The 10,332-nt window shown below is 54.6% G+C and carries 11 protein-coding genes and 2 pseudogenes; 7 read left to right on the plus strand and 6 right to left on the minus strand.

The window, feature by feature from the left end:
- Positions 1–259: 259 nt before the first annotated feature.
- The 3 genes from M7Q83_RS13230 to M7Q83_RS13240 all read right to left on the minus strand — a co-directional run bounded on the left by M7Q83_RS13230 (position 260) and on the right by M7Q83_RS13240 (position 2,076).
- Positions 260–415 carry a carbon storage regulator gene (locus M7Q83_RS13230; RefSeq protein WP_298339780.1) on the minus strand — a complete coding sequence of 52 codons (156 nt, stop codon included), beginning with the start codon at positions 413–415 and terminating at the stop codon, positions 260–262.
- Positions 416–1,077: 662 nt separating this feature from the next.
- On the minus strand, positions 1,078–1,536 hold the full coding sequence (locus M7Q83_RS13235; protein WP_298339782.1) for a hypothetical protein: 459 nt from the start codon (positions 1,534–1,536) through the stop codon (positions 1,078–1,080).
- Between the two features lie 9 nt (positions 1,537–1,545).
- Complete coding sequence (locus M7Q83_RS13240; protein WP_298339785.1) at positions 1,546–2,076, minus strand: hypothetical protein; 531 nt, start codon at positions 2,074–2,076, stop codon at positions 1,546–1,548.
- Between the two features lie 298 nt (positions 2,077–2,374).
- Here M7Q83_RS13240 and M7Q83_RS13245 point away from each other — a divergent pair, with 298 nt between their 5' ends.
- A complete protein-coding gene (locus M7Q83_RS13245; RefSeq protein WP_298339788.1) occupies positions 2,375–2,545 on the plus strand; it encodes a hypothetical protein in 171 nt (56 codons plus the stop codon).
- Between the two features lie 355 nt (positions 2,546–2,900).
- On the opposite strand, the gene M7Q83_RS13250 is transcribed toward M7Q83_RS13245, so the two are convergent.
- Entirely contained in the window at positions 2,901–3,740 is an 840-nt protein-coding gene (locus tag M7Q83_RS13250) for a DUF929 family protein (RefSeq protein ID WP_298339791.1), read from the minus strand.
- A 456-nt stretch (positions 3,741–4,196) separates the two neighbouring features.
- On the opposite strand from M7Q83_RS13250, the gene M7Q83_RS13255 reads away from it, so the two are divergent.
- Entirely contained in the window at positions 4,197–4,703 is a 507-nt protein-coding gene (locus M7Q83_RS13255; protein ID WP_298339793.1) for a DUF5946 family protein, read from the plus strand.
- Here the strand turns inward: M7Q83_RS13255 and M7Q83_RS14385 are convergent.
- A pseudogene (locus tag M7Q83_RS14385) lies at positions 4,680–5,018 on the minus strand (recombinase family protein). The gene M7Q83_RS13255 and the pseudogene M7Q83_RS14385 sit on opposite strands and share 24 nt — an antisense overlap.
- A gap of 413 nt (positions 5,019–5,431) precedes the next feature.
- Between M7Q83_RS14385 and M7Q83_RS13260 the strand changes: the two are divergent.
- Positions 5,432–5,602, plus strand: a pseudogene (locus M7Q83_RS13260) (hypothetical protein); the annotation flags it as partial.
- 61 nt (positions 5,603–5,663) lie between these two features.
- Positions 5,664–5,843, plus strand: coding sequence for a Shedu anti-phage system protein SduA domain-containing protein (locus M7Q83_RS14390; protein ID WP_366526423.1), 180 nt, complete (start codon positions 5,664–5,666; stop codon positions 5,841–5,843).
- Between the two features lie 205 nt (positions 5,844–6,048).
- Here the strand turns inward: M7Q83_RS14390 and M7Q83_RS13265 are convergent, their stop codons facing one another.
- On the minus strand, positions 6,049–6,897 hold the full coding sequence (locus tag M7Q83_RS13265) for a hypothetical protein (protein ID WP_298339797.1): 849 nt from the start codon (positions 6,895–6,897) through the stop codon (positions 6,049–6,051).
- A gap of 605 nt (positions 6,898–7,502) precedes the next feature.
- On the opposite strand from M7Q83_RS13265, the gene M7Q83_RS13270 reads away from it, so the two are divergent.
- From M7Q83_RS13270 to M7Q83_RS13280, 3 genes are all read left to right on the plus strand, one after another.
- Complete coding sequence (locus M7Q83_RS13270) at positions 7,503–8,063, plus strand: hypothetical protein (RefSeq protein WP_298339800.1); 561 nt, start codon at positions 7,503–7,505, stop codon at positions 8,061–8,063.
- A 105-nt stretch (positions 8,064–8,168) separates the two neighbouring features.
- Complete coding sequence (locus M7Q83_RS13275) at positions 8,169–9,158, plus strand: hypothetical protein (protein WP_298339803.1); 990 nt, start codon at positions 8,169–8,171, stop codon at positions 9,156–9,158.
- Positions 9,155–10,285, plus strand: a complete 1,131-nt coding sequence (locus M7Q83_RS13280) for a hypothetical protein (RefSeq protein WP_298339807.1) — start codon at positions 9,155–9,157, stop codon at positions 10,283–10,285. Before M7Q83_RS13275 ends, M7Q83_RS13280 begins: the two co-directional genes overlap by 4 nt.
- Positions 10,286–10,332 lie beyond the last annotated feature (47 nt).

Genomic DNA, 10,332 nt, shown 5'->3' on the forward strand with positions numbered 1-10,332 from the left:
TGAGAACGAGAAGGCCGAGAGGATCTGTGTTCGGCTATGGGGAGGACTAGACCGTGTTCCCAATTGGGTCGATGAGCTTAAGTGAGATGAACTTGGCTGATAGATCGCTTGAGATCCTCGCTGATCATGTCCGTCATCATTTGATTTGGGAGCTTGAGTTGAGGGAGCGACGGCGGAAATGGATGGCTGAAGGTGAGCAGTCTTAGCCATCAGTAGTCTCTGAAAGATTGGTCTCGCCAATCGATAGGGTCTCGCTGATTCAGCGGATGGTCCGTGCGTCGTCGCGCACGATCATCACCTCTGGTGGAGCCTCAATCCCGATCTTTACCGGACCAGACTTCGCCTCGACGACGGTGATGAGAATCCCCTCACCGATTTGAACTTGCTCTCCATCCTTACGGGTAAGTACCAGCATCCATGCCTCCCTCTCTTGGCTTCACGATAGCACCCGGAATGAGTGGGGGCAAGGCACGCGTGGGTGCCGGCGAGCTCAAATGTGGGTCTCAGCTCTACTGCCCAAAGCCATCGCGGAAGCCAGCCGTGCCAAGGGTTCGGGGGCTGGGTCGTGCTCGGAAGCTCGAATAGCACTCGTACAGTGTCTGAGCCACCCCTCATGCTGATACTTCCCCGGCGAGTTGGCTCGCTCCCGATTGTCGCCGGGAGGCTAACCAGAGACAAGGGTTGTCTGCGAAACTCATGTGAGCTGGGATTTTACAGGACCCAATGGAACGCCTATCCTCTGTGAACTTTGCAATTATCCCTTTTTTCTTAACCGACCTCGCAATCTGGGTAGTTACACACATCCTGAAAGGAAAGTGCAGGATCAGGGATGTCCGATGTCGCCTGCGAAAACCTCCTCCCAATCCCGTGGTGTTGAAGGTGGAGCCAATTCAGTCAAGCGCCGTGGGGTCAGATCCCTCAAGTGCTTTCACACTTCATCTTGACCCATTAGTGATGTAGCAACAACAGCCCACCCCCCACCTCTGCGGGGTAGCATCGTTCAGCAAGAAAAGTTCCTCTGCCCATGACCGCGACTCGTCCACACGATCGACGGTGCGGGAGTCGCCCGGTACCCGCTCAGCGGAGCTTTGGATACTCGATCCCTCCACTCGGGAGATCAAGAACCCACTCTATCACCTTGTTCTTTTCATCCTTGTACTGGTAGTTGAAGTGGAACGAACCCGGTTCGATGGTCTCGTCGATGTAGACCGTGGTGAGCGTCCAGGGCGCTACGTAGTCTTCATTCAAATACACATGGCCTTCAACAGGAACGATGAGAATGCGGATCAACCACCCAGGGGTCCGGTAGTGGCGCATCTCCAGGCAGCCGTATAGTTCCCCATCGATCTCAATGACTGAGCCAGACTCTACGTAGCGCCAGTCTTGCCAGCGTGTCGGTCTGGGCATTCCAGGAGGAAGAGCTTGGATGTCGAACTTGGAACGGTTCTCGTCCTGCACTTGATACCTGTGGTTCATATCGGAGACGAGGGTTTCCATCTCCCTGGTAAGGCGCTCAAAGTACTGTTGGTCAGCCATGGCGAAACCCTAGCCGAGCGGGGAAAATGAGGTGTCGTTCACCCAAAGCGGACAGGTAGGCATATAGACGCCTTGGATGGTTTGACAGTAAGCCGTCACAACACCGAAGGGGTCTGACAGAGGGTAGCTCGTGGAGCCAACTACTCCAGTGTGGCTCTGGCTCTCAACCGCGACGATTTGAATCGTTCTGCCATAAGTATTTACCCAATCGGCAGTAAAGACCCACCTGTTTGCACGATTTGGATCTGGTTCCGACTGACCTCTTGCGAATGTCGCCGCAACAAGGTTCATGTTGTAGAGCTGGTGCTTACTCTCGATGTGGGTCTTTCCGAATCCACTGGGATTACCTTGACGTAAGGGGATAACCGTACCCCGGCTTGTGTCCCAAAACGCTAAAATATTAAGTGCAGTCGGCAACCCTCCCCCGCCACCACCAACAACAGTATCTGGCTGGGCATCTCCCGGAGCGACAACTTGGGACTGGATATTTGGCGCCGCCCCAGTAGCAGACACTGTCGAGACACTGGAGCTCAACCCCATCCCAGTTCCAACACTAGCGAGTCCAAGACTGGCAGCTACAATAGCCCCCCCGAACCATGTTTCGTACCTTCATCATTACCTCCCTATGGTAATCATCGCTACCAGAGTCATCGTCTGGCGCAATTCAAAACCTAACACATCGTGGCGACGATTGTACGAGATTTTCAAATATTTCCGAAAGATTATCATCTAGCAGGAAGTTTGGCAGAGTGTTTCTGGGAGTGCCAGTTAAAGACAGGAAGTGTTATTCGGGTGGGCAGATGATTTGGTCCTGGTTAAGGTTCTAGACTGTTGGCTTGTGGCCCAGGATCTCAACATTGCCGAGCGACCCGAGGTACTCTTTGCGATCGCTGATCTGATTGAGGCGGGTGTTGGAGGAGTGGCCACTACGGCTGAAACGGATATTGGCCAAAGCGTGTCGCCCTCACTTCGTATCAGCTCGTGGCAAGCCAGTCTCTTCGCCCATTGAGAACGAGAAGGCCGAGAGGATCGGGTTCGCCTATGGGGAGGACTAGACCGTGTTCCCGATTGGATCGATGAGTTCAGTGAGATGAACTTGGCTGATAGATCGCTTGAGATCCTCGCTGACCATATCCGTCACCATTTGATCTGGGAGCTTGAGTTCAGGGAGCGACAGATGGAGTGTGTGGCTGGTGGCGAACAGTCATAGGCATCATTAGTCTCTGAAAGATTGGCCTTGCAGGTTGATAAGGTCCCGCTGATTCAGTGGATGGTCCGCGCATCGTCGCGTACAAACTGCCATTGAGACCTAGGGAACGGGACAAGCATAAGCGCGAGCCAGATCACCCACTGGGTGTAATCAGCTAGAGCTTTCTTTCGAGATTCTGAATGAGTGGGGTCTTGCATGCCGATCCTGGCTGGTTGTGCGTCATCACACACACCGTCGCGGTGATCTCATTTACCGCTCCTCCTATGGACTTCGCAACCAGAGAACTCGGGTCCGACAGTGCCGCCGCAATGGTCTGCCAATTCAATCCAGCGAGTACCTGGGGAGAGTAACTCGCACCATTGATCACAAACGTGTTCGCAAAATCGACGAAGGGGATGGAGCCATTGTAGTTGGGAGGGACATACGGCGGTACATCGTAGGTCTGTAGCAGACTATTCTCCTTGGTGGTCAGCTTCTGCAGCGGCGTATCAGCTCGCGTGCCTACCTCCCGAGTGACCACTGACAGATACGGAGAGCTATAGCTCGCATGCACGAAGGAGAACGTATTAGTGTCGGGATAGCGATCGGTACCACTCGACTCCATCAGTTCTAGACCTTTGAAGGTCCCAAACTTCGAGAGTGCCCCGACAATTGCCCAACGCTCAGCCGCGCAAAATGGGCAGAACTCTGCCCCTATATAAAGAAGTTCGGGCTTGCCATTCAGGGTGAGCGGCTTGCCTCCCTTGATCACCTGGGGACGAGAGATCAGTGCCGGATCGACTCCGACCTTTCTGAGTACACTCTCTTGGATATCGGTGACACGCGCCAGCACGTCCTGGGGCACGGGCGAACCCAACTGCGCCGATGGTGGCGACGAACTCAATTGATTTGATTTACGAGTGAAGAGAAAAGCCATCACTGTGGCGGCGATAACGACCACCACGAGCCCAACCGCTAGCGGTCCTCGGCTTCGCTTAGTACTAGTAGTTGACACAGACTGCTCCTATTGGCAAATGCTAGGACTGCCTTACCCAGGCTACGTTCCCCACCGATACGCTACTCCGTCCATCGAATGCAATGCGTGCAGAGAGCTTGTCAACCTCTCATGAACATCGGCCGCGAGGGCGTATCACAAAAGCGTTAGGCCACGAAGCGACTCATGAGTGGCCGAACTACCTAGAGGCGTTCGCATAGGGCGCACAATCCACTAGTGGATCGGCAATAGGCTCCGGACTATACGCAGTGGCGTCTAAGTGTGATGTCTAGGTGAAGCCTAGAGAAGAACAAGCTGATAGAAGACTGTGGTGCAATTGGGCTTGATAATCAAACGTGATGACGGCGACAATGGAGTATCGTAGACCCCACCTTGCCGGGCTTTGGAGACCTACGAAGTGCGAACCACCTGACGTCTTGCTAGCGCTGAGGTCGCCCACGCCCGAACGGTGTCGCTATGGTTGAGGTCCAGTGCTTCGGATGTGGTGCAACTGTTACCGAGATTGACGGGCCAGTGCACACCTACATGCGTGCTGCACCGGGATGCTGGTCGTTGTATTGCTCGCTCCTCAACAGAAAGTTCCCAGGTGCCGTCGAAAGGACGGGTCCGCCACAGGGACTCGTCAATGCCTACGCCGCACAGCACGGTACGAACACCGAGCGACGGAATCGCCAGTCAGTTGCTCTTCATCTCATTAGTCTTTGCGCCGGCTTGGAACGCGGAGTTTCTGGCGAGCATCGAAGGGGGTTGATCGGTCGGATGGCGCACCGCGACTACCCGGTCCTTCAACCGTCGCCGACTTCGTTTACCATCACGGTGAGAGATGTCGCTGATGCCGAAGAGACTGTAATCCTTCGCGTCGTGCATGACTGGGAACAGGCGACGTGGCTGGCCTGGTCAGCCCATCAAGACCAGGTACGGGAATGGCTCGATGACGAGTTACGTACGGCTTACGGCCGGTAGCCAACGCAAAAGTGAAGCTACCGATATCCCGAGGTTCGACGCTACCTCCCGTGGTGAGAGACCTGATGCTAGGAGGATGCGGGCAGCCTACATCTTGCTCTCTGTCATCACTCGCCTCCGTCCGCCAGTTCGTTTATGAACCCGTGCTGCCTCCAGTCCCGCTCGTGTTCGCTCTACGACCAACTCTCGCGCTATCTGTGCAAGGCTCGCCATCACATGAGAGACGAAGCGACCGACAGGAGTGGTCGTGTGTATCGAATCGGTGATGCTCGCGAAGTCCACGCCTTTGCGTGCGAAGCCGCTGAAGAGATGCAGCGAGCGCCATCGTCAGAGACCCGGGGAAACTCTCCTTCAATGGCGCGGGAAGGGTACGACAACAAAGGTAATCCGGGCGGTTGTGCGTTCGAGCTTTGCGCCTGAGCGGCTGAGGGTGGAGCCATCGGGAGCCGTCCTCATTCTCCGACCGGTAACCGCCAGGTGATCGCAAAACTCACAGAGGGCGATCGAATGCTGACCAAGGGCAAACGCGTTGCGGGGGCAGCAAGGACGCTCGGCATCACCGAGACCACTTGGCATCGTTGGAAGAACTGGACTTGATCACCAAATGGGACACTGAACCCCGCTCAACCTTACAGCCTCCTACAGTAGCGGCTTGTTCGAGCTCCAATCGGAGATAGATGGTCGAAGCTCGAGTGCTGGTGTTTCTCAAGGGGTCATGACGCCCGCTGATGTCCTTAAGGTCTATGGGGGTGATCACCGAACGAAGAGCCGAGGTGTTACGTGACGCCTATAAAACCCACCCCGAGCGCTTTGTGAGAAAGATTCCAACCCCACCCACTCTCAACACCGAAGTCTGGATCAACCGACCAACTGAGGAGGAGATGAAAGAAGGTCCCTAGGCGGACGGCAGTTAACGTTTTGGACATTAACTAATGAGTATCTCGTACACTTTTTGTTGAGATCTTCCGTCCCAGGGGCCTACTGATCATCGGCTCTACAAGCCAGCTCCAGGAGGACGAGCAGGTGGCTAGCTTCGAGTTATTCCGGAACAATCAGCGTGAGATTGATATCATCACGTTCGACGAGCTTCGCCAGAAAATCGACCTGATGATCGACCTTCTTCAGAACGTAGCGAGATAGCACTGGTCGTCCTCAATCATCTTAGAATCTCCCTGGGGGCCGCGCCTCCGTGTCCGATAACGATGGAGCACCTGAGTTGTCAACGCCAACCCCCATTCTTGTGCCACTCAAGAGCTCTCCGAGAACAAGCATGGTGGGCCGGAAGGAGTTGGAGCTCCACGACTTGTCTTTCGCGACAACAAGAAATTGGCGTTGATCAATTGCTCTATGCACCCACCGATTTCCCAACCTGCCACCGTCCCCTACCCACCTCAACAAAGCACGCCTGGGTGCGAAGAATCGTGCGGATCGTTCGCTCCTGGCCCGTTACCGACAAGCGCAGCGCGTCGTAGAGCTCCCTTGCCGATGCGTTGCCCTCAGGCAGACGGGCAAGTGAGAACAAGCATTGTCTGGTGAGATAGTACGCGCCTTCGAGTTGTTCTGATTGAAGGGAACGCTCCGGTGAAACTGGAAAGCGGAGCTCAAACTCGGCCTGGCACTGGGTCAGGAAGTCATAACCGCCAGCGATGATCTCCAGAACGACTTCAATCCCTTCTCCCAACGTGTGCCGACTCTCCTTGGAGCCGTAGCGCTTCCAGGCGAAAGTCCCAAGTCCTGCGAGCCCTGCTAGTAGAGCCGAGAGAAACCAAGGACTCTTGTTCCAGATTGCCCTGGTTGCACCGGCAATGCCCTTGCCTATTAATGCAGAAACCACAACCACATACCCCACTGCATAGGTGGTAAGGATCGCGGTGACATCCCCGTTGGCGGCAAGTCCCTTAAGCCAAGCGTCATGGAGTTTGTGGTCGACCTCGGAGCCATAGACGCACTCGCGCGCTTTGCGGTCCTTGGTCAGATACCAAGCACCGAACACCATCGCGAGGGCAGCTGACGGTACGTCATCGGGATCGATCCTGGCCAGCTTTGCAAGTCTTTCGGCTTCGTCCTTAGTGAGGAGGTCTTCGGAGACCTCGGTGCAACGTAGCAGCGGGAGATAGAGGTCTCGATAGGTTTCGAAGAACTCATCGACGTCGATCGACAGATCAATTGCCCACTCTGTACCGTGTTCCTCCATCTCGGCCAATACATGCGGTACAACACAAATAACCGTATCACTCCACTGTTGGCAAGATTGACCAGGGCAGTTCTGCGGTGGTTCTTGATACTATGGCGAAGATCAGCACGCAAAACGTTAGTGTCAAGGACGATTGGTGGGACATCGAGCACGGGTAACAATGACATGATCGGTGGAAAGGCACCATGTTCATTAGCTGGTCGAATGGGGAGTCCGGATAGCTGGTGCATCATAGTGCGAGCATGTTTATGAAAGGCTTGCTGTACGGTTACACGCGTATGCGGGTCCTGACTTGGGGACATGTGCTGCGTAGGTAACGGCCTCTCCATGATGCTGATTCTATGCATAACAAATAGCATTTGACGCATCCACGCAGCAGCCACTTGCTATGTAGGATCAACAAGGTCAATATCCTACGTGGGTAGGCCCCAGTCATACTCAAGCAAAGCTGTGTGATGACAGTCGGAGCGGAAGGCGGTTACAGCACGTTGTTTGTCATAGTTTTCATGGAGGCGAGAGAAATCTCGAGATTACGACCCTACTTAGACCATCTCTTTGTGTATTGAGTGACCGGACTGCAATATACAGTGTGTATGATAGAGTGCATGACGTTATCAAGTGATGAAAACATGTTGGTCCCCACGGACGCAATTGAGCTCGTCCAACGCGAACTCGATGATGCTAAGAGGAGAGCAGAGACTCTACGGTTGCAAGTTGCCGAGGCTAATGAGCAGGTCGAATCGCTTGAAGTAACGCTTCGAGTGCTTGGAAACTTGATAGGAACTCGGCTCAGCAACAAGCGAACAGTGCGGAGCAACTCTGAAACCCCTTTGCAAGAGGTTCCCGTCAGCACAAAGGCACCAAGTCTCAGCGAGGCGGTCCAGATAGTAATGAGGACTCGCCCAACCCATGACTGGAATGCGGCAGAGATCGAGGCAGAGCTGACCAATCAAGATTGGATGCCAACAGGAACGAAGCCTATGGCGACGTTACGGGCCGCTTTGTTCCGTCTTAACAGAGGCGGGGTCATTGAGAATGTCGAACGGGGACGTTACCGCCTAGCGGGCGTTCAGACTCCACTGGAGTCAACACCCCACCATGAATCAGCCCACGTTGAAAGGCTGAACACTAACGAAGGAGGCAGCGCCTATCCGTTAGCCATGTAGATCAACATAAAGCTCGTTAAAAATAAACATCGAGTCACTCTGAAGTTTTCCGACAGCTGAGTGACTCGATGTCCAATCATTGCGTAAGGAGGTTTACCCCTCACAATGTCTATTATACCAGACCCCAACGATGTTGGGTTAGATTCTCATAACTTCTCTTCGTCCGAGGAGAGACTCACCCCGGCGCTGGCTCGGTATCGACCGCAGATTCCAGAGCAGTATTGGGATACGGTCCGCCCCTTTGTCTATGACATCATGGCAGATGTTGGTCCGATGTTGACAGATAATCAGGCCCTGAAACTCGCTTCGGCGCTGGTTCGCTTCGGCGTGTGGGTGTGGCAAAGTTCGGGGCGTGAGTTGCGTCGAGAAGTCGTCTTCGATGATGCCCTGATTGAGCAGTGCTTTGGCGCACTCTTCGCTTGTCTTACCTCAAATACGCTGGGCACCTACCGATCTCGGATGCGCAAGGTTCAAAAGCTCTTGCGCAAGCTCCAAAATGGGTCTCACGAGGTCGAGCACGTCGCCTTTCAAAGAGCCAAGGCTCTCGCTCCTTACACCGACAAGGAACTTGTCAGCCTCCGAAGTTGGGCACAGGGTCAAAAGACCCACGCGAGACGCCGAGATGCCAGCGTCCTCTTGGCTGTCGGTGCTGGAGCAGGGCTAACGACCGAGGATCTCCTGCGCCTAAAGACTGACGACGTTTCCATCGACCCAGACGGGGTTCTCGTGCGTGTGAATGGCAGGAGACCCAGAGAGGTCCCGGTGCTCGCTGAGTGGGAGCAACTCATCGTCGATGCCGTGAATGACATCGGGCCTGGCTTGCCCCTCTTTGGAATAGGGCGAACAAGCTACAACAACAATGCGGTCAGCTATCTTGTCGCTCGCTCGAGCGGCAAGGGGCTAAAGCCCTTGTTGCCAAGGCTGCGGGCCACATGGATCTGCTATCACCTCCGTTGTGGCACACCGATCCTCAGTCTTCGTAAAGCCTCAGGTATCGACACTCTTGAGGGGTTTGACCGATACCTGCCATTCCTTAGGGATCCCGAGATCTCTGAGTATCGAAGGGCGATGCGCGGAGTCGAGGGGGATCAATGAAGATCAGCAACCTCGACAAAGGCGTGATCAACGACACCGCGCGACTTGCGCTGTGGGTCATCGACCACAGTGACATCTGTGAAACGATAGCCGAGCGAAGAGCCGAGCAGCGGGCCCAACGCGATGCGTTGAAAGATCAGCAGACGGAAGGGGCCTTGCCTCGGCACCATGGTGGCGGGAGACCAGCCTTGATCAATGATCGTGCTGTGTTAACCCTCATGATGACGCTCGCACTTCTCGAGTTTTCTATCTTCTTGAAGCATGCCTCTGCGCTCGTTCCTTACCTGAGTAAGAATCTCATCAGAGAACTCGGGATTCGCAGTTCTCTCACTGATAGGGCGCGCTACGATGCGGTGTATCGCGCCTGGGTTCGGTTCGCTGACGTAATCGACCCCTATCCCTATCCAAAGTGGAAACGCCTCACGAAGCAAGAATACGCCGACGTGCTGGCCAAGCGTAAGAAAACCCGACGCCAGGAGAGGGAAGAGACGTTGTTCTGGGTGTGTAATCAGCTCCTTGATGCGACGGTGCAATGGGCGAGAGAGCAGTGTCCCCAAGCGTATCATGAGCTCGCGCCCATCTACTGTATCGATGCTACACCGGTGGCAACGTGGGGCAAGCAAGGCAATGGGGTCAGGTCTGATCGCGTCAGTCATAATCCCGATGCTGGGCGCTATGTTCGAGAAGGCAATCACCATGACGATGGTACAAAGTCTTACAAAGCGGCATTCTGGTCCTATGAGGCAACGCTGATCACTCTCGCGAGCCTCGGACCCAAGATCGACTTCCCTCGGATTAGCGTGGCAATCGACTTTGATAGGCCTGGACACGATGTCTCGGGTCATGGGAGACGAACTTTTGAGTCACTCATCGAACGCAGTTATCAACCCGGTTGGGTGGTGGGCGACCGAGCCTATCTCCCCAACTCCAAGTTCGAGAAGCTCCAAATTCCCTTGCGGAAGATGGGCTATGAGCTTTGCTTTGACTATCAGTCGAATCAACTTGGAATACAGGACAATTTTGGAGGAGCCAACCTTGTCGAAGGTGGCTGGTTCTGTCCATCCATGCCCAAGGTTGACTTTTCTTATATCTCTGGGCCAACGATTCGTGTAACTCTGGACCAATAGTTCGCAGATCTCTGGACCAACGATTCGTGTAACTCTGGACCGGAGAT

The organism is Ferrimicrobium sp. (assembly GCF_027364955.1).
Taxonomy (GTDB): domain Bacteria; phylum Actinomycetota; class Acidimicrobiia; order Acidimicrobiales; family Acidimicrobiaceae; genus Ferrimicrobium.